Below are 18,133 nucleotides of genomic sequence, written 5' to 3' on the forward strand. Positions count from 1 at the left end.
CGTCGGCTGTTACTATCGTCGTCCTACATTCGCTCGAAGCACATGGCGACGCCCATGCCGCCGCCGATGCAGAGCGTGGCGAGGCCCTTCTTGGCGTCGCGGCGCATCATCTCGTGGATCAGCGTGTTGAGGACGCGGTTACCGGAGGCGCCGATCGGATGGCCGATGGCGATCGCCCCGCCATTGACGTTGACGATGTCCGGGTTCCAGCCGAGATCCTTGTTGACCGCGCAGGCCTGCGCCGCGAAGGCCTCATTGGCCTCGACGAGGTCGAGATCCTCGACGCTCCAGCCGGCCTTTTCCAGCGCCTTGCGCGAGGCCGGGATCGGGCCCGTGCCCATGATCGACGGGTCGACGCCGGCGGTCGCCCAGGAGACGATCCGCACCAGCGGGGTGAGTCCGCGCCGCTCGGCCTCGGCCTCGCTCATCAGCACCGTCACCGCGGCGCCGTCATTGATGCCGGAGGCGTTGGCCGCCGTGACCGAGCCTTCCTTGTCGAAGGCGGGGCGCAGCTTCTGCACCTTGTCGAGCGTCGTGCCATGCTTGATGTACTCGTCGTCCTCGACGATCGTGTCGCCCTTGCGGCCCTTGACCGTAAAGGGGGCGATCTCGTCCTTGAACCGACCGGCCTTCTGGGCGGCCTCGGCCTTGTTCTGCGACTTCACCGCGAATTCGTCCTGCATCTCGCGGGTGATCTGCCACTGGCGCGAAACGTTCTCGGCGGTGGTGCCCATGTGATAGCCGTTGAAGGCGTCGAGCAGTCCGTCCTTCAGCATGGTGTCGATCAGCTTGAGGTCGCCCATCTTCTGGCCGGAGCGCAGATGCGCGGCGTGCGGTGCCATCGACATCGATTCCTGGCCGCCCGCGACGATCACCTTGGCGTCACCCATGGCAATCTGCTGCATGCCGATGGCGACGGTGCGCAGACCCGAACCGCAAAGCTGGTTGAGCGCCCAGGCAGTGGTTTCCTGCGGACAGCCCGCCAGCATCGCCGCCTGGCGGGCTGGGTTCTGACCCTCGCCGGCGGTCAGGATCTGGCCCATGATGACCTCGTCGACCTCGCCTGCGTCGACCTTGGCCCGCGACAGCGCCTCGCGGATCACTGCGGCGCCCAGTTCGTGGGCGGGCACGGTCGCGAAGGCGCCGTTGAACGAGCCGACCGGCGTGCGCGCGGCCCCGACGATGACGACCGATTGTCCGTTATTCATGGCATGTCCTTCCTGGAGGTGAGCGCCGCGCCGAATCCGGTGCCGTTGGTTCAGATGCAGATAGGGCGCCGTCGCACTTTTCTCAGTTGTCGCAGAGGCGGTTCGCGGCTGTCAAACCCGCTTCGTCGGTTCGCCTCGCTGCCGCCAATAGCCGAAAGGTTTGGAAAGCGCCCGGTTTTGTGCCTATCATTTATGCGGCGCAACGAAGCAGTTGCACAAAGCGTCCTCAGGGCGCCGACGGTATCGTGGACAAGGGGTGAGGCATGGCCAAGAATTCGGATGTTACGGTCATCAAGAAATACGCCAACCGTCGGCTCTACAATACCGGCACCAGCACCTATGTGACGCTGGAAAACCTGGCCGCGATGGTCAAGAGCAACGAGGAATTCGTCGTCCAGGATGCCAAGTCCGGCGAAGACATTACCCATTCCGTCCTGACCCAGATCATCTTCGAGCAGGAGAACAAGGGCGGGCAGAATTTGATGCCGATCGCCTTCCTGCGCCAGCTCATCAGCTTTTATGGCGACCAGATGCAAATGGTCATCCCAGGCTATTTGGAGCAGACGATGAGCGCGTTTACCCGCGAACAGGAGGGGTTTCGCGACAAGATGGCCGGGCCCATGGCCCAGTCGCCGATCAAGATGATGGAGGCGCAGGTCGTCCGCAACACCGAGATGTTCCGGAAGGCCATGGCGGTGTTCAATCCGTTCGTCGTGGGGGCGATGGGCGAGGCCGGGAAAGGCGAGGGCGCGCCGGCGCAAGGTTCGGACAGCGACGCGGCGTCCGGCCAGGAGGACCTGAAAGCGATGCGCCAGCAACTCGCCGAGATGCAGAAGCGTATCGAGGCCCTCGACGGCAAGAAGAAGGACTGAGGCCTGGCGTTTAGAGGCCGGAAAGGCTTCACGCCAGCTTCCTTGGCCCCAAACGCGAAAAAGGCCGGTTGCTGAAACCGGCCTTTTCGATTCTGAGTCAGGATATGGCTGCGCCATTCTGGCGCAGGAGCCGACATCCGCCACGGATCGCGGCCGCCCTCACGTCATCATGCCCAGACACTGATCTGCCGCGTGCGCCTGATGACGCATGGCGTCAGCTTCGGTGTCAGGCTTTTTCCTTGATCGTCAGAATCTGACGACCGCGATACATGCCGGTCTTCAGGTCGACGTGATGCGGCCGGCGCAGCTCGCCCGAATCCTTGTCCTCGATGTAGGTCGGCGCCTTCAGCGCATCCATCGAGCGGCGCATGCCGCGCTTCGACGGGGATGTTTTGCGTTTGGGTACGGCCATGTTCTGCTCCGTTCGGGCTGTCGGGCGATGGCCCGCGAGGCGCATCGGCGACGTCAGTCTGATCTGTTGCGCGCCAATGCCAGGAAACGTCCCGCTTCTTCGCGCCGCGCTTTCACGTCCGAAGCCACTGCGATCACGCTGCGATCGCGGCAAGGCTTCACCATGACGGGAATTCGAGGGTGCCCATAGCAAAGCCAAGCGTCTTTGGAAAGGGGGCGAGGTGAAAACCGTCAGCTCACCTTCGCCGGTTTCAGGCAGCCGATATAGTCGCCGGACCGGCTTGCGAGGCGCTCGACGCGGCGGGCCAGGCGATCGAGGCTCTTGCTCGGGTTGGCCGGGCTGCGTGCTCCCGGAGCCGGTAGCGTGACGGCGAGGAGCGCGGCCTGGCGGGCGTTGAGTTCGGCGGCGGCGCGGCCGAAATAGTGCTGGCTCGCCGCGCCGACACCGTAGACGCCAGTGTCCCACTCGACGATGTTGAGGTAGATTTCCATGATGCGGCGCTTCGACAGGATGGCATCGGCGTAAAGCGCCAGCGGCGCTTCCAGTCCCTTGCGCAGATAGGACCGCCCGTTCCACAGAAACAGGTTCTTCACCATCTGCATAGGGATGGTCGAGGCCCCGCGCGTTTCCTCGCCCGCCAAGGCCTCCTCGACGACGGCGCGCATTTCGCCCCAATCGATGCCGCGATGCCGGCAGAACTGGCCGTCCTCCGACATCATCACCGAATAGACCATCACCGGCGCGACATCGTCGATCGAGACCCACTCGCGGAGCATCGGCCGGAAGGTGAAATGATCGGCCAACATGAGCGTTGAGACCGGATGCACCGCCCGGATGGAATAGATCGGTGTCAGGATGAGCGGAATCGCCCCAAGCAGCAGAACAATCAGGAAAGCGCCGGCAAAAATGCGGCGCATCAGAGCGGCCGGCCACGACGGGCGTCCGGACTATCCACGATGCGGAGGCAACGGCGAAGGCTCATGAAGAGCGTTCTAGCCGGGTCGCCGCGGAGCCGCAACGCTGCTGTGCTTGACCGGCGGCGCGACATGGGCAAAGCCGGGCCGCGACGTTAGGGAGCAGGGATACGCGAATGAGCGCGAGTGATTTCGAAACGCGGCTGGCCGCGTCGGCAAAGGCGATCGAGGCCTCTTTGGCGCGCCGCCTCGGCGGCTCGGACCGGCTGCTGGAGGCGACTCCCGAGCGGCTTCTCAGGGCGATGCGTCATGGCGCACTCGACGGCGGCAAGCGGCTGCGGCCGTTTCTGCTTGTGGAGAGCGCCCGCCTGTTCGGCGCTGATCCGGACGAGGCGCTCGCTGCGGCGACCGCGCTCGAATGCGTCCACTGCTATTCGCTGGTCCATGACGATTTGCCGGCCATGGACGACGATGCCATGCGGCGCGGCAAGCCGACCGTTCACAAGGCGTTCGACGAGGCGACGGCGATCCTCGCCGGCGACAGCCTGTTGACGCTCGCCTTCGGTTTGATCGTCGATGAGGACACGCTGTCGGCTTCGGCGCGCCTCGGGTTGGTCGCTCTGCTCTCGCGCGATGCCGGGGCAGCCGGCATGGCGGGCGGCCAGGCGCTCGATCTGGAGGCAGAGGGGCGCACTTTATCGGAGGATGAGATAGCGACGATGCAGGCGATGAAGACCGGCGCGCTGATCGCCTGCGCCTGTGAGGCCGGGCCGGTAATCGCCGATGCGGCGGCGCCCGATCGTGCCCGGTTGCGGCGCTTCGGCGAGATCGTCGGGCTCGCCTTCCAACTTTCCGACGATCTCCTCGACGAGACGGCGGACGCCGCGACGCTCGGCAAGGCGGCGGGCAAGGACCGGAGCCGGGGCAAGAAGACGCTGCCCGCGCTCAACGGCATCGCCTGGACGCAAGACCGCCTCGCCGAACTCGTGGCGCAGGCCGAAGCGGAACTGGCGCCCTATGGCGACAAAGCGACGACGTTGGTCGAGGCGGCGCGGTTCGTGGCGGAGCGGACGCGTTAGCGGAGCGGTTGGCCCGGACTATATTCAATCGCGAATCCGCTTGACGGCCTGAGATTCTGGGAGGCTACTAGCTCTGTTTTCACCTGTGGAGGTCGCGATGAAGATCGTGGTCATTGGCGTGTTGGGAAGCGCTATCCTGTTTTCGTCGGCGGCTCAGGCGCAGAGCTGCTTTGACCTTTGGTACGAGAGAAACCTGATCTATGCCGAAAACGGCTACTGTTTCTCGACGAGTCTCGGCCGGCGTACCTTCGCAAGCTTCGACTGCTGGACCTCCAACCCCCGGCTGACGGCGGCCGAGCAACGGCGGGTTGCCGCCCTCAAGGCCGAAGAAAAGCGGCGTGGTTGCAAGGTCAATTGACGCGGGGCGCGACGCCTCGAATGCCGTACGATCCGGGTTCCCGAACGAACGGTTTCAGTTCTTCATCACCACGCAGGAGCCGCCGGCGCCGCGCAGTCGCTGGCAGAGCTGGTCGGCCTCGCCCCGCGTCTCGGCGCCGATCCGCACCGCGTAGATCCGAGCCCGCCCACCGGCGCGATCGCGCAGGACAATCGGCGTCTTGCCTCCCAGAATCCCGGAATAGGTCGACTGCACGCGGCGAAACATCTGCATCGCGACCGACTGCTTCACATGGCCGGCGACCTGCACGCCCCAGGGTCGCATCGGGGCGCTTTCGACAGTGGCGAAGATCGCCCGCGTCTTCATGATGGGCAACCGGGCGCAGCTTTGCAGGAATTCGCGTTCGGCTTCGAGCGGTTTCGGCTCCAGTTCGTTGCCGTCTTCCTTGAACCAGTCGGCCGGACGAAAGGTGATGGCGTTGACATATTCCTCGGTCTCATAGGGGAGCGATCCGCCATTGGCGACCCAGCCTTTCACCCTGTTGATGCCGCCATTGTAGGCGGCCGCGGCAAGCCCCCAATTGCCGAGTTCAGCCTTCAGGTCGCTGAGATAGAGCGCCGAGTGACGGATGGCTGAGACAACGTCGTAAGGATCGGCGAGGCCGCGTTCGTCAGCCGTATAGGGCATGAACTGGGCGATGCCCTGTGCGCCGACGGGAGAGATCGCGCCGACGTCGAAGCGGCTCTCCTTCCAGATCAGCCGGGCGAAAAAATCCCGCGACATGCCGACGGCATCGGCGTTCGTGGCGATCAACTGGCAGATATCGGCGGAGACCGGCTTTGACGTCTGCAGCGCTGCGGCCTTGGCGGGCCTTTCGTCGGGTGTCCGGCTTGGGTCCGCGCCGATCCCGGGCGGGGTGGCCGGATAGGCGAGGGCCGGCAGGGTCAGCGATGAGGCGGCATCGTTATCGGCCGGGGCGGCCCGAGTCGGCGTGATGGCGACGAGAGCGAGAATCCCGGCGGCGACGCTGAGGCAGGCAAGCCGAAATGGGAAAAGGTCGTCTTGCATCGGATTTATCCGCATCGGGTCGGCCGGCGCGCGGACAAACCTGCCCCGGCTCCCCGCTACTATGACGAAGCGGCGGTCCGGCGGAAAGGCCGACGGAAGAACGCGACAGGATCCTGGCGGGGCGGCCGCCCGGTGGCGACTATTCCGCCGCCTGCTTTTCTCCGAAGCGGCGTTCGATATAGGCGGCGACCATCGCCTGAAACTCGGTCGCGATGTTCGGCCCGCGCAGGGTCACGGTCTTCTTGCCGTCGACGAAGACCGGCGCGGCCGGCGTCTCGCCGGTTCCCGGGAGCGAAATGCCGATATCGGCGTGCTTGGATTCGCCCGGCCCGTTGACGATACAGCCCATCACCGCGACGTTGAGCGCCTCGACGCCGGGATATTTCTCCCGCCAGGCCGGCATGTTGACACGCAGGTCCGTCTGAATCTTTTCGGCGAGTTCCTGGAAGACGGTCGAGGTGGTTCGGCCGCAGCCGGGACAGGCGGCGACGATCGGCACGAACTGGCGAAACCCCATCGTCTGGAGGAGTTCCTGGGCGACCTGCACCTCGCGGGTGCGGTCGCCGCCGGGTTCCGGCGTCAACGACACGCGGATGGTGTCGCCGATTCCCTCCTGGAGCAGGATGCCCATCGCCGCCGAGGACGCGACGATGCCCTTCGAGCCCATGCCGGCCTCGGTCAGGCCGAGGTGCAGTGCATGGTCGGTGCGGCGTGACAGATCGCGGTAGACAGCGATCAGATCCTGCACCTGGCTGACCTTGGCCGACAGAATGATGCGATCGCGCGCAAGTCCGGTTTCCTCGGCGAGCGCCGCCGAAAGCAGCGCCGACTGGATGATCGCCTCGCGGGTCACGGCGCGGGCCGAACGCGGTTGCGGCAAGTCGTTGTTGGCGTCCATCAGCCGGGTCAAAAGCGCTTGGTCGAGCGAGCCCCAATTGACGCCGATCCGCACTGGCTTGTCGTAACGGATCGCCGTTTCGACGATCGCGACGAACTGCCGGTCCTTCTTTTCCTTGAAGCCGACATTGCCCGGATTGATGCGGTATTTGGCCAGTGCCTCGGCGCAGGCCGGATGGTCGGCCAAAAGCTTGTGGCCGATATAGTGGAAGTCGCCGACCAGCGGCACTGAGACACCCAGCCGGTCGAGCCGTTCGCGCACTTTCGGCACCGCTGCGGCGGATTCGTCGCGATCGACGGTGATTCGCACGATCTCGGAACCCGCCTCGGCAAGGGCGGCGACCTGCGCCACCGTCGCGTCGACGTCGGCGGTGTCCGTGTTCGTCATCGACTGCACCACGACCGGCGCATCGCCGCCGACCACCACACCGCCGACATCGACCCCGACGGTGCGGCGGCGCGGCGAAGGATCGGCTTCGACGGTGACGATAGAAGGCTGAACGGTCATGGCGAACCCTGAGGACATGTGCTTTTCACCTGCGAGGTGGCGTCTTGGCTCCGGCTTGTCAATTCGGTCGGCCACCAGTCGCGGAACGCGAAGGCCCTGCCGGTTTCACCCTGCTGGCAACGTTTGTCGCGATCGGAAGATTTGGCCCGTCTTAACCAACAGCATCATTTGCTTCCTTCAACGGGAACCCAAACGGCGTTCAACGGTTTGTGATGGTGACTGTTGTCAAAAAAACGATCGGACCTCACCATGAGCATCGGTACTATCCTTCTCGTCATCCTCATTCTTCTCCTCATCGGCGCGCTGCCGTCGTGGGGTTACTCGCGCGGTTGGGGCTATGGCCCGTCGGGCATTCTCGGCCTGATCGTCGTCGTGATCCTGGTCCTGCTTTTGCTCGGACGGATCTGACGTCCATAGCCTGACTGGTCACGAATCTCAGGGGACCGGCTTCGTGCCGGTCCCCGTCCGTCGTTGCGTGTTGCCATGGTCGGCGCCGGCCATCAGAGCCGACATCGCGAGAATGACCACCAATAGAGTCGACATCCCAAGGAACACGGCGGGAAAACCGAAGCGGTCCGCCAAGAACCCGATCGCGGCGGGCGCGATCAAGATGCCGGAATAACCAAAGGTCGTCGCGATCGCGATGCCGATGCCCGGCTTCAGCCCATCGATATTGCCGGCTGCCGAAAAGGCGATCGGCACGATGTTGGACAGGCCGACGCCCAGCAGGGCGAAACCGGCGAGGACGGCGGGAAGATTGCCCGCCGCGCCGATCAGCACCAGACCCGACACCGCGATGATGAGAGATAGGCGCACAGTCCCGACAGAGCCGATCCGGTTGCGAATCCTGTCGCCGGCGAAGCGGAACAGGGCCATCGTGGCCGAAAAAGCCGCGAAGCCGAACCCCGACGCGGCGATATCGACATTCAGATCCTGGCGCAGGTAGATCGCGCTCCAGTCGATCGCCGCGCCCTCCGGCACCATTGCGAACAACGAAAAAATACCGATCGCCAGGGCCGTGGCGAGAGCTGTGCGGTCCCGCCTCGCGGCCGCGATCAGGCCGGCCAGCCCAGCCGCCTTCTGATCGTCGTCGATCGGCGCGGCTTGCCTGTCTTCCAGCATGTGCCGCCATACGGGCCAGAGCATCGCGAGGGCAAAGCCGCCGACGAGGAGCGTGTGTCCGACCGGCCCGATCGCCGCGATGACGGCGCCGCCAGCGCCGGCTCCGACAAATCCGCCGATCGACCAGAAGCCATGAAAGGACGACATGATCGCCTTGCCGGCGCCACGCTCGATGGCGACGGCGTTGGCGTTCATCGCCACATCCATACCGCCCAGCGTCATGCCGTAGAAGAAGATCGCCAGAGCGGCGAGGGGCACGGTCGGCGCCAGCGCCAGCAACGGCAGCGCGAATGCCAGCAGCATCTGCGTTATGAGCGCGGGTCGCCGCGAGCCGCCCTTGGCGATCGTCATGCCGATCAGCGGCATCGCGGTCATGGCGCCGAGCCCGAGCACCAGAACGAACAGGCCGAGCGTTGATTGGGAGATGGTGAGCCGGTCGGCCAGCACCGGAACCTGCGGCGCCCAACTGCCGAGGACAAAGCCGTTGACGAAAAAAGCGATGGCGGCGGCAGTGCGGGCCGACGGGTAGGCGCGCGCAAGTCCTGACGCGGTGGCCGTCGGTTCAGCGGGCAGAGACATCCACAGTTCCGTTTCGCTTCTGCCGATCCTCGGCTATGGACGCCAGTCGCTCGCCGGTCGGCCCCGTTAAAGGCCTATGTCAGGCCGCGTAGACGACCAGCAGATCCTTGGCGTCGATCTGGGCGCCAGCGGTGACATGCACGGCTTCTACCGTGCCGTCCCGCTCGGCGTGCAGCGCGGTTTCCATCTTCATCGCCTCGATCGACAACAGAACGTCGCCGGCCTTGACCGCCTGGCCCGGCGCGACGGCCAGCGTCGAAACGACGCCTGGCATCGGCGCGCCGACATGATTGGCGTTGCCAATCTCGGCTTTCGGCCGGAGCGCTGCGCCAGACGCGCCGTGGGCGCGATCGGGCACCTTGACCCGCCGCGGCTGGCCATTGAGCTCGAAGAACACCGTCCGCATGCCCTTCTCGTCGGTCTCGCCGAAGCCGAGGCAGCGGATGACCAGGGTCTTGCCGCGCTCGATGTCGACGAGAACCTCCTCCTCTTGGTCCATGCCGTAGAAATAGGAGGGCGTCGGCAGCATCGAGACCGGGCCGTAGAGTTCCTGGATCGCGGCAAAATCAGCGAAGACCTTCGGATACATCAAATAGGAGGCGAATTCCGGGTCGCTCACCGGCCGCTCGAGCTTGGTCTCGATGGTGGCGCGCTCGGCATCGAGATCGGCCTCGCCGAGCAGCGAGCCGGGCCGCACGGTGATCGGCGTTTCGCCTTTCAGCACCTTCGCCTGGATATCCGCCGGCCAGCCGGACGGCGGCTGGCCGAGGTCGCCACGCATCATCGCCACTACCGAATCGGGGAAGGCGAGATCCTTGGCCGGATCCAGCACGTCGGCGACGGCGAGATCCTGACTGACCATCATCAGCGCCATGTCGCCGACGACCTTGGACGAGGGGGTCACCTTGACGATGTCACCGAACATCCGGTTCACGTCGGCATAGGTCTGGGCGACCTGGTGCCAGCGCGCCTCGAGGCCGAGCGAGCGGGCCTGCTCCTTCAGATTGGTGAACTGCCCGCCGGGCATTTCATGCAAATAGACTTCGGAAGCGGGACCCTTCAGGTCGCTCTCGAAGGCCGCATACTGGGCCCGCACCGCTTCCCAGTAGAAGGAAATGCGCCGGATCGCGTCCGCCGACAGGCCCGGATCGCGATCCGTCCCCTTCAACGCCTCGACGATGGAGCCGAGGCAGGGCTGCGAGGTGTTGCCGGAGAAGGCGTCCATCGCCGCGTCCACCGCATCGACGCCGGCCTCGATTGCGGCGAGCACGGTGGCCGCCGAAATGCCGGAGGTGTCGTGGGTGTGGAAATGGATCGGCAGGTCGGTTTCCTCGCGCAGCGTCTTGAACAGGACGCGCGCCGCGGCGGGCTTCAACAGTCCCGCCATGTCCTTGACGCCGAGGATGTGGGCGCCAGCTGCCTCCATCTCCTTGGCGAGAGCGACATAGTATTTGAGGTCGTATTTGGACCGGTCCGGATCGAACAGGTCGCCGGTGTAGCAGATCGCGCCCTCACAGAGCTTGCCGGCCTCGCACACGGCATCCATCGAGACCCGCATGTTCTCGACCCAGTTGAGGCAGTCGAACACCCGGAAGAGATCGACGCCGCCCTTCGCCGCCTCGGCGACGAAGCGCTTGACCACATTGTCGGGGTAATTGGTGTAGCCGACGCCGTTGGAGCCGCGCAGCAGCATCTGGAGAAGGATGTTCGGCGCCCTTTCGCGGATCAGCGCGAGCCGCTCCCATGGATCTTCGGTGAGGAAGCGCATAGCCACGTCGAAAGTAGCGCCGCCCCAGCATTCGAGGCTGAGAAGCTGCGGCAGGGCGCGCGCATAGGCGTCGGCGATGGCGACGATGTCGTGGGTCCGGACGCGGGTCGCCAGCAGCGATTGCGGCCCGTCGCGCATCGTCGTGTCGGTGATCAGGACCTGCGGCTCGGCGCGCATCCATTCGGCGAAGCCTACCGGGCCGAGGGCATCGAATTTCTGGCGGGTTCCATCGACGATCGGTGCGTTGAACAGCGGCGGCACCGGGGCGACCTGTCCTTCGACGGGACGGGGTCGGTGTTTCGTCTCCGGATGGCCGTTGACCGAGACGTCGGCGAGATAGGTCAGGAGCTTGGTGGCGCGGTCGCGACGCTTGACCTGGCTGAACAGCGCCGGCGTGTCGTCGATGAACTTGGTCGTGTAGGTGTTGTCGCGGAACTTCTCGTGGCCGATGATCGCCTCGAGAAAGGTCAGGTTCGTCGCCACGCCGCGAATGCGGAACTCGCGCAACGCCCGGTCCATGCGGGCGATCGCCTCCTGCGGCGTCGGCGCCCAAGCCGTCACCTTTTCCAGCAGCGGATCGTAAAAACGCGTGATGACGGCCCCCGAATAGGCGGTGCCGCCGTCGAGGCGGATGCCGAAGCCGGTCGCGCCGCGATAGGCGGTGATGCGGCCATAGTCGGGAATGAAGTTCTGCTCCGGATCCTCGGTGGTGATGCGGCACTGCAGCGCGTGACCGTTGAGCTTGATATCCTCCTGGCGCGGCACGCCCGATTCCGGCGTGCCGATCGCGGCGCCGTCGAGGATGTGGATCTGCGCCTTGACGATGTCGATGCCGGTCACCTCCTCGGTGACGGTGTGCTCGACCTGGACGCGCGGATTGACCTCGATGAAATAGAACGCGTCGGTGTCGGCATCCATCAGGAACTCGACCGTGCCGGCGCCGACATAGCTGGTGGCGTCGGCGAGTTGGCGGGCGTATCCGGCGATCTCGCGCCGCTGGGCGTCGTTCAGATACGGCGCGGGCGCGCGCTCGACGACCTTCTGGTTGCGGCGCTGGATCGAGCAATCGCGCTCGAACAGATCGACAACGTTTCCGTGGGTATCGCCGAGAATCTGCACCTCGACATGACGGGCGCGCTCGACGAGTTTTTCGAGATAGACCTCGTCCTTGCCGAACGCCGTCATGGCCTCGCGCTTGCCCTCGATCACCTCGCGCTCAAGGTCCTTTTCGGCGCGGATCGCGCGCATGCCGCGCCCGCCGCCGCCCCAGGAAGCCTTGAGCATGACCGGGTAGCCGATTTCGGCGGCCATCTCGCGGACCTTGGCCATGTCGTCGGGCAGCGGCTGGGTCGCCGGCACGACGGGCACGCCGACCTCGACCGCCAGATTGCGCGCGGCGACCTTGTTGCCGAGCCGGCGCATGGTGTCGGCGGTGGGGCCGATGAAGACGATGCCGGCCTCCTGGCAGGCATCGACGAATTCCGGACTTTCCGACAATAACCCGTAACCCGGATGGATGGCGTCGGCGCCGGACAACTTGGCGACGCGGATCACCTCCTCGATCGACAGATAGCTCTCGATCGGTCCCATATCCTTGGCCAGATGCGGGCCACGCCCGACCTGATAGCTCTCGTCCGCCTTGAAGCGGTGGAGCGCCAGCTTGTCCTCCTCCGCCCAGATCGCAACGGTTTTCAGGCCGAGTTCGTTGGCGGCACGAAAGACGCGGATGGCGATTTCGGATCGGTTGGCGACAAGGATCTTGCGGATGGCCAAGGACTGCTCCTCCTACTAAAGTCGCGCGACTTATAATCGCTTTCGCCGATCGCTCAAGATTGCGGTGGCGCAGCGCGTTTCGCAAGTGCGAAGCGCCGCGATGCCCTCGTGTCAGCGGTTGCGAATCAGCGGAATGCGGCTCGGCCAGCCGAAGCGCTGCTCCTCGCGCACCAGGGTAAACAGGCCAGAGACGCCGACCAACGCCATGCCGGCCATCGCGAGCCCGTCCGGATATTCGCCGAAGAAGGTGGCGCCGATGACGGCGGCCCAGACGATCTGGCTGTATTGGGTGGGGGCCACCCGGGCGGCGGGGGCGAGCCGGGTGGCGAAAACGATGAGCAGATGGCCCATGCCGGCGAACACGCCGCCGAGCAGGAGAACCGGCCACAGGGCGGGTCCGGGCGTTTCGAAATTCGGGATCATCAACACCCCATTGACGACGATCCCGGCGACGAGAACGGCGCCGATCAGGGTGATCCGCCGCTCGGACGGGCCGAGGACGCGCAGGATGATGACGGTCGCCGCGCCGCAGATCGCGACGAGGATGGCGGCGAAATGGCCGGGCAGGATTTCCCGGAAGCCGGGCCTGACGACGAGCAGGACCCCGATGAGGCCGCCGAAGACGGCGAGCCAGCGCCGCCAGCCGACCGGCTCTTTCAGCACCACCCGGGAAAACACCGTCACGAAGATCGGCAGGAGAAAGATCAGGGCGTAGGCCTCGGCCAGCGGCAGGGTGGTGAAGGCGATGACGCCGCCGATGCCGCCGAGCGTGCCGCTGAGCATCCGCAGCGCCAGCAGGCCGGGACGCTTGGGAACGAACACGTTGCCCCAATTGTCTTCCGGACGTTTGGTAAACAGCGCCGGCAGCAGCGCGAACAGCGAAACGAAAAAGCCAATCTCGAAGATCGGCAGGTCGGAGCCAATCCACTTCAGGCTGGCGTCGGCGCCGGCAAAGGAAAAATAGGCGGCGAAGGCCAGGAGGATTCCGGCTTGCATGACTGACGATCCGAGAGGGCGGCGGGAGCCTGTCGCTATGCTAACCCCGTCTTATGACGCAACCGAATTCGCCCGCGTTCGGAACGCCGCCCAAATTTTTTCGCGGCCTGTGTCGCGATACCCACCTCCAGACGCGAAAAAAGGCAGCGAGGGGGAGCTGCCTTTTTCCGTCTGCATAGAGCGATCGAGGGGGGATGATCGCTTGGGGTGTCTGAATAATGCGGGGGCGTGAAAGAGGTTCCAAAAAAAATCGCGCCAGGCCAAACTTTTTTTGCGCTCGCCCATCGCGAAGCCGGCGAGGCGGTTCATCGGTAGCCTCCGGGGTGGTCGAAGCCGCTGCGAATCAACGCAGAACCTTTTCCAAACGATGCGTGATCCCACATAGCGATACGCATGGCTGAATTTCCCCCCGTCCAAGACACCGTCCGCTACGATGGGACCAATGTCACCGCCGTGCTCGGGCCGACCAACACCGGCAAGACGTTCCTGGCGATCGAACGGATGGTCGCCCATTCGTCCGGAACGATCGGCCTGCCGCTGCGGCTGTTGGCGCGCGAGGTCTATCAAAAGGTCTGCGACCGGGTGGGGCCGGCGGCGGTCTCGCTGATTACCGGCGAAGAGAAGATCAAGCCGCCGAACGCGCGCTATGCCGTCTGCACCGTCGAGGCGATGCCGCGCGCGCCGAATACCGCGTTCGTCGCGATCGACGAGGTGCAACTGGCCGGCGACCTCGAACGCGGCCACGTCTTTACCGATCGCATCCTGCATGCGCGCGGGCGCGAGGAGACCCTGCTGCTCGGGGCGTCGACGATGCACGGCGTCTTGCAGCGCCTGTTGAAGGGCGCCCAGACGGTGACGCGGCCGCGCCTGTCGAACCTCGTCTATGCCGGTTCCAAGAAGATCACCCGCCTGCCGCGCCGCACCGCCATCGTGGCCTTCTCCGCCGACGAGGTCTACGCCATCGCCGAACTGATTCGCCGTCAGCGCGGCGGCGCGGCGGTGGTCCTCGGCGCGCTCAGCCCACGCACCCGCAACGCGCAGGTCGCGCTCTATCAGTCGGGCGACGTCGATTTTCTGGTCGCGACCGACGCGATCGGCATGGGGCTGAACCTCGACGTCGATCACGTCGCTTTCGCCCAGGACTGGAAGTTCGACGGCTTCCAGTACCGCCAACTCACCGCCGCCGAATTCGGCCAGATCGCCGGTCGCGCCGGCCGGCATCTGCGCGACGGGACCTTCGGCGTCACTGGCCGGGTCGATCCGCTGCCGGGCGAACTCGCCGAAGCGCTCGAAGCCCACGTGTTTCAGCCGGTGCGGGTGCTGCAGTGGCGCAGCCGAGACTTCGATTTCGCCTCCATCGCGGCGTTGAAGGACAGTCTCGACCGGCCGCCGCCCTGCCCGGAACTGACGAAATCCCTGCCCTCGGTCGATCAGCGGGCCCTGGAGTACCTGTCGCGCGATGCCAATGTCGCGGATCTCGCGCGGGGCCGGGAGCGGGTGGAGCTCCTCTGGGAAGCGTGCAAGCTTCCCGATTATCGCCGCATTGCTCCGGCGCAGCACGCCGAGATCATCGCCGCGATCTACGTCGATCTCGCCGTCCGCGGCCATGTCGCCGAAGACTATATGGCAAGCCAGGTCAATCGTGCCGATCGCACCGACGGCGACATCGACACCCTGTCCCAGCGCATCGCCGAAATCCGGACATGGACCTATATTTCACACCGCCCGGAATGGTTGGCCGATCCGACACACTGGCAGGAAAAGACACGCGCCATCGAAGACCGTCTTTCCGATGCGCTTCACGATAGGTTGACGAAACGCTTCGTAGACCGCAGGACAAGCGTCTTGATGAAGCGGCTGAGAGAGAACGCGTTCATGGAAGCTGAGATCAGCGGCGACGGCACGGTCGTGGTCGAGGGCCACACTGTCGGGGAGCTGCAGGGGTTCAGGTTCACGCTTGACGGCAAGGCCGAGGGCCAGGACGGCAAGGCGGTGCGCGCGGCCTCGCAAAAAGCCTTGGCTGGTGAGTTTGAAAAGCGGGCCGAGCGCTTTGCCAACGCGCCGAACGGCGACATCGCGCTGGGCTCCGACGGATTGATCCGCTGGCTCGGCGCGCCGGTGGCGAGCCTTGCCGCGAGCGACGACCCGCTGAAGCCGAAAGTCGTCCTGTTCGCCGACGAACAACTGAGCGGTCCGGAGCGGGACAAGGTCGCGGCGCGGGCCGAGCGCTCCGTCACCTATCAAGTCTCGACGGTGCTGAAGCCGCTGGTCGACCTGAAATCGGCCGAGGGTCTGGAGGGGACCGCGAAGGGGCTCGCCTTTCGCCTGTCCGAGAATCTCGGCATGGTGCAACGCCGCGACGTCGCCGAGGAAGTCCGTTCGCTCGATCAGGACGCGCGGGCAGCGCTGCGGCGCTGCGGCGTGCGCTTCGGCGCTTATCACATCTTCATCCCGGCGCTGATCAAGCCGGCGCCGGCGGCCTTGCTGACGCTGCTGTGGGCGGTGAACAAGGATGGACGCGAGCGGCCCGGCTATGGCGAGGTCACGCATCTATTGGCGACCGGCCGGACGTCGGCGGTCGCCGATCCGGCTATCGATCCGGTGTTCTTCGGCCTTGCCGGCTATCGGCTGCTCGGCCGCCGGGCGGTGCGGGTCGACATTCTGGAACGCCTCGCCGATCTGATCCGGCCGGCCCTGGCCTGGAAGCCGGGAACGGGAAAACGCCCCGAGGGTGGTTATAACGGCGCGCAATTCCTGGTGACGCCGGCGATGATGTCGATTCTCGGCGCCACCGCCGAGGACATGGAAGAGGTGCTCAAGGGCCTCGGCTACCGCCCCGATGGCATCGAGGCGGGCACGGTCGAAGCCGAGATCCAGCGTCTCGACGCCGAGATCAAAGCCGCCGAAGCGGCAAGCCGGGCCGAAGCCGAGCGCAAGGCGGCGGAGGCCGTCGCGACGCTCGAAACGCCGCAGCCGCAGGACGAATCCGGCGACGCCCCGGCCACGAGCGAAGCAGCGGGCGAACCGGCGGAGGAGCAACCGCCCGCCGAATCGAGCGATGGTTCCACCGCCGAGACGGTTGTGCCGGTAATGGCGGTTGCTTCCGAGGAAGTCGCCGAGGGAGAGCCTGCCGCCAGCATGGCCGACCCGGCTGCAGCGACCGACGACACATTTGGCGCGACAAGTTCGGTGGAGTCGCCCGTGGCGGAAACGGCGCCGGACGAAACGGTGGTTGGCGAGCCGGCCTCCGAGTCCGATGGCGAGCCGGCCGCGCCGAAGCTCGTGCAGGTCTGGCGGCCGCAGCGGGCCGGCGGGCGGGCGGGCCATCGCCAGGGTCAGCGTGGCAAGGGCCGCGAGACCGGCGGCGGGGCGACCGCCCCGGAGCGCGGCAAGGGCGACCAGAAAAGCGACGGCGGAACCGAGAACGAGCGCCAGGCCAAGGGGCGGCCGAATCGTGACTGGAAGGAGCGCGGCGAGCGCAAGGAGGGTGGCGGTGGCCGCCGCTTCGACAAGCCGCAGACCTCATACAACAAGCCGGTGCAGGCAAGGCCGCAGCGCGTCGACCCCGATTCGCCCTTCGCCAAGCTCGCGGCGCTCAAGGACAAGCTTGGCAAATAGTCCCGAAAGCGGTTCCGATGGCTGACGGAGCGGGGCAGCGCATCGACAAATGGCTCTTCTTCGCGAGAGTCGTGAAGTCGCGCAGCCTTGCCCAGAAGCTCGTCCAATCGGGCGGCGTGCGGATCAACCGCGACAAGACGACCAATGGGGCGCGTTTGGTGCGCGCGGACGACACGTTGACCGTGTCGATCCACGATACGGTTCGCATCTTGAAGATTCGCGACTGCGGCACCCGCCGCGGGCCGGCGAGCGAAGCGGCGGAATTGTACGAGGATCTGTCGCCGCCGGAGGAGACAACCAGGCGCAAGGATGCCGAGCTGCCCAAGGGCGGCTACATGCCGCCGAAACGGCCACCGAACAAGAAAGAGCGCCGCGCGCATGAGCGCCTGCGCTGGGGCTGAGCGGCCCCGGGGTTGATCGCGCCCGGCTGGTTCCGGCCAGGCGTCACCCGATGGCGACGGCTCAGTCGCCTTCGCCGGGCTCGGGCGAGAAGTATTTCTCGAACTTGCCTTCCTCGCCGTCGAACTTTTCGCCGTCGGCTGGACCTTCCCGCTTGATCGTGATGTTCGGCCATTTCTCGGCGTATTCGGTGTTGATCGTCAACCATTTGTCGAGGCCCGGCTCGGTGTCCGGCTTGATCGCCTCGGCCGGGCATTCCGGCTCGCACACGCCGCAGTCGATGCACTCGTCGGGATGGATGACGAGCATGTTGTCGCCCTCGTAGAAACAGTCGACCGGACAAACCTCCACACAGTCCATGTATTTGCACTTGATGCAGTTGTCGGTCACCAAATAGGTCATGACGGAACCTCGGTCTTGTCGGACCCCGTTCGGAAGGGGCCGGTCCTTGCGCGAGCGACAGTGCCGGCTCGAACGCCGGCGCATCCTCGTTTCGCCCGGACGTAACCGCTCGCTCGAAGGCTGACAAGGGCAAAGCATGTCGCGGCATGGGCACTTCGGCGGAATGGATTTCTACGCGCCG

At 65.6% G+C, this 18,133-nt stretch carries 15 protein-coding genes; 6 read left to right on the forward strand and 9 right to left on the reverse strand.

Annotation, left to right across the window (positions count from 1 at the left end; genetic code table 11):
* Positions 1 to 23: 23 nt before the first annotated feature.
* Positions 24 to 1,208 carry an acetyl-CoA C-acetyltransferase gene (locus tag VSX60_RS05715; protein ID WP_327623187.1) on the reverse strand — a complete coding sequence of 395 codons (1,185 nt, stop codon included), beginning with the start codon at positions 1,206 to 1,208 and terminating at the stop codon, positions 24 to 26.
* Positions 1,209 to 1,471: 263 nt separating this feature from the next.
* Here VSX60_RS05715 and phaR point away from each other — a divergent pair, with 263 nt between their 5' ends.
* Complete coding sequence (gene phaR, locus VSX60_RS05720; RefSeq protein ID WP_327623188.1) at positions 1,472 to 2,080, forward strand: polyhydroxyalkanoate synthesis repressor PhaR; 609 nt, start codon at positions 1,472 to 1,474, stop codon at positions 2,078 to 2,080.
* A gap of 226 nt (positions 2,081 to 2,306) precedes the next feature.
* Here the strand turns inward: phaR and rpmF are convergent, their stop codons facing one another.
* Both rpmF and VSX60_RS05730 read right to left on the reverse strand, forming a co-directional pair.
* A complete protein-coding gene (rpmF, locus tag VSX60_RS05725; RefSeq protein WP_327623189.1) occupies positions 2,307 to 2,492 on the reverse strand; it encodes a 50S ribosomal protein L32 in 186 nt (61 codons plus the stop codon).
* Positions 2,493 to 2,722: 230 nt separating this feature from the next.
* Positions 2,723 to 3,409 (reverse strand): biosynthetic peptidoglycan transglycosylase, encoded by a 687-nt coding sequence (locus VSX60_RS05730; protein WP_327623190.1) that lies wholly within the window; start codon positions 3,407 to 3,409, stop codon positions 2,723 to 2,725.
* A gap of 173 nt (positions 3,410 to 3,582) precedes the next feature.
* Here VSX60_RS05730 and VSX60_RS05735 point away from each other — a divergent pair, with 173 nt between their 5' ends.
* Positions 3,583 to 4,485 carry a polyprenyl synthetase family protein gene (locus tag VSX60_RS05735; protein WP_327623191.1) on the forward strand — a complete coding sequence of 301 codons (903 nt, stop codon included), beginning with the start codon at positions 3,583 to 3,585 and terminating at the stop codon, positions 4,483 to 4,485.
* A gap of 97 nt (positions 4,486 to 4,582) precedes the next feature.
* Positions 4,583 to 4,843, forward strand: a complete 261-nt coding sequence (locus VSX60_RS05740) for a YARHG domain-containing protein (RefSeq protein WP_327623192.1) — start codon at positions 4,583 to 4,585, stop codon at positions 4,841 to 4,843.
* Positions 4,844 to 4,897: 54 nt separating this feature from the next.
* Here the strand turns inward: VSX60_RS05740 and VSX60_RS05745 are convergent, their stop codons facing one another.
* Together VSX60_RS05745 and ispG are read right to left on the reverse strand one after the other, a co-directional pair.
* Positions 4,898 to 5,890 carry a lytic transglycosylase domain-containing protein gene (locus tag VSX60_RS05745; protein ID WP_327623193.1) on the reverse strand — a complete coding sequence of 331 codons (993 nt, stop codon included), beginning with the start codon at positions 5,888 to 5,890 and terminating at the stop codon, positions 4,898 to 4,900.
* Positions 5,891 to 6,029: 139 nt separating this feature from the next.
* Complete coding sequence (ispG, locus tag VSX60_RS05750) at positions 6,030 to 7,295, reverse strand: flavodoxin-dependent (E)-4-hydroxy-3-methylbut-2-enyl-diphosphate synthase (protein ID WP_327623194.1); 1,266 nt, start codon at positions 7,293 to 7,295, stop codon at positions 6,030 to 6,032.
* Positions 7,296 to 7,544: 249 nt separating this feature from the next.
* On the opposite strand from ispG, the gene VSX60_RS05755 reads away from it, so the two are divergent.
* The gene (locus tag VSX60_RS05755; protein ID WP_327623195.1) at positions 7,545 to 7,703 is read left to right on the forward strand and encodes a DUF3309 family protein; all 159 of its coding nucleotides are present in this window, start codon (positions 7,545 to 7,547) and stop codon (positions 7,701 to 7,703) included.
* 27 nt (positions 7,704 to 7,730) lie between these two features.
* On the opposite strand, the gene VSX60_RS05760 is transcribed toward VSX60_RS05755, so the two are convergent.
* The 3 genes from VSX60_RS05760 to VSX60_RS05770 all read right to left on the reverse strand — a co-directional run bounded on the left by VSX60_RS05760 (position 7,731) and on the right by VSX60_RS05770 (position 13,533).
* On the reverse strand, positions 7,731 to 8,996 hold the full coding sequence (locus tag VSX60_RS05760) for an MFS transporter (RefSeq protein ID WP_327623196.1): 1,266 nt from the start codon (positions 8,994 to 8,996) through the stop codon (positions 7,731 to 7,733).
* Between the two features lie 79 nt (positions 8,997 to 9,075).
* Positions 9,076 to 12,537: a pyruvate carboxylase gene (gene pyc, locus VSX60_RS05765; RefSeq protein WP_327623197.1), complete on the reverse strand. Its 3,462-nt coding sequence runs from the start codon at positions 12,535 to 12,537 to the stop codon at positions 9,076 to 9,078.
* A 111-nt stretch (positions 12,538 to 12,648) separates the two neighbouring features.
* A complete protein-coding gene (locus VSX60_RS05770; protein WP_327623198.1) occupies positions 12,649 to 13,533 on the reverse strand; it encodes a DMT family transporter in 885 nt (294 codons plus the stop codon).
* Between the two features lie 393 nt (positions 13,534 to 13,926).
* Between VSX60_RS05770 and VSX60_RS05775 the strand changes: the two genes are divergently transcribed.
* Together VSX60_RS05775 and VSX60_RS05780 are read left to right on the forward strand one after the other, a co-directional pair.
* Entirely contained in the window at positions 13,927 to 17,151 is a 3,225-nt protein-coding gene (locus VSX60_RS05775) for a helicase-related protein (protein ID WP_327623199.1), read from the forward strand.
* Between the two features lie 17 nt (positions 17,152 to 17,168).
* Positions 17,169 to 17,552 carry an RNA-binding S4 domain-containing protein gene (locus VSX60_RS05780; protein WP_327623200.1) on the forward strand — a complete coding sequence of 128 codons (384 nt, stop codon included), beginning with the start codon at positions 17,169 to 17,171 and terminating at the stop codon, positions 17,550 to 17,552.
* A gap of 61 nt (positions 17,553 to 17,613) precedes the next feature.
* Here VSX60_RS05780 and fdxA read toward each other — a convergent pair whose 3' ends face one another.
* Complete coding sequence (gene fdxA / locus VSX60_RS05785) at positions 17,614 to 17,952, reverse strand: ferredoxin FdxA (RefSeq protein WP_327623201.1); 339 nt, start codon at positions 17,950 to 17,952, stop codon at positions 17,614 to 17,616.
* Positions 17,953 to 18,133: the final 181 nt, after the last annotated feature.

Origin of the sequence: Aurantimonas sp. A3-2-R12, assembly GCF_036016755.1 — a bacterium.
Lineage (GTDB): Bacteria > Pseudomonadota > Alphaproteobacteria > Rhizobiales > Rhizobiaceae > Aurantimonas > Aurantimonas coralicida_A.

Excerpts from the sequence above, each read along its gene's own strand:
- VSX60_RS05715 (WP_327623187.1), bottom strand. The coding sequence starts at position 1,208 with ATGAATAACGGACAATCGGTCGTCATCGTCGGGGCCGCGCGCACGCCG.
- phaR (WP_327623188.1), top strand. The coding sequence starts at position 1,472 with ATGGCCAAGAATTCGGATGTTACGGTCATCAAGAAATACGCCAACCGT.
- rpmF (WP_327623189.1), bottom strand. The coding sequence starts at position 2,492 with ATGGCCGTACCCAAACGCAAAACATCCCCGTCGAAGCGCGGCATGCGC.
- VSX60_RS05730 (WP_327623190.1), bottom strand. The coding sequence starts at position 3,409 with ATGCGCCGCATTTTTGCCGGCGCTTTCCTGATTGTTCTGCTGCTTGGG.
- VSX60_RS05735 (WP_327623191.1), top strand. The coding sequence starts at position 3,583 with ATGAGCGCGAGTGATTTCGAAACGCGGCTGGCCGCGTCGGCAAAGGCG.
- VSX60_RS05740 (WP_327623192.1), top strand. The coding sequence starts at position 4,583 with ATGAAGATCGTGGTCATTGGCGTGTTGGGAAGCGCTATCCTGTTTTCG.
- VSX60_RS05745 (WP_327623193.1), bottom strand. The coding sequence starts at position 5,890 with ATGCAAGACGACCTTTTCCCATTTCGGCTTGCCTGCCTCAGCGTCGCC.
- ispG (WP_327623194.1), bottom strand. The coding sequence starts at position 7,295 with ATGACCGTTCAGCCTTCTATCGTCACCGTCGAAGCCGATCCTTCGCCG.
- VSX60_RS05755 (WP_327623195.1), top strand. The coding sequence starts at position 7,545 with ATGAGCATCGGTACTATCCTTCTCGTCATCCTCATTCTTCTCCTCATC.
- VSX60_RS05760 (WP_327623196.1), bottom strand. The coding sequence starts at position 8,996 with ATGTCTCTGCCCGCTGAACCGACGGCCACCGCGTCAGGACTTGCGCGC.
- VSX60_RS05770 (WP_327623198.1), bottom strand. The coding sequence starts at position 13,533 with ATGCAAGCCGGAATCCTCCTGGCCTTCGCCGCCTATTTTTCCTTTGCC.
- VSX60_RS05775 (WP_327623199.1), top strand. The coding sequence starts at position 13,927 with ATGGCTGAATTTCCCCCCGTCCAAGACACCGTCCGCTACGATGGGACC.
- VSX60_RS05780 (WP_327623200.1), top strand. The coding sequence starts at position 17,169 with ATGGCTGACGGAGCGGGGCAGCGCATCGACAAATGGCTCTTCTTCGCG.
- fdxA (WP_327623201.1), bottom strand. The coding sequence starts at position 17,952 with ATGACCTATTTGGTGACCGACAACTGCATCAAGTGCAAATACATGGAC.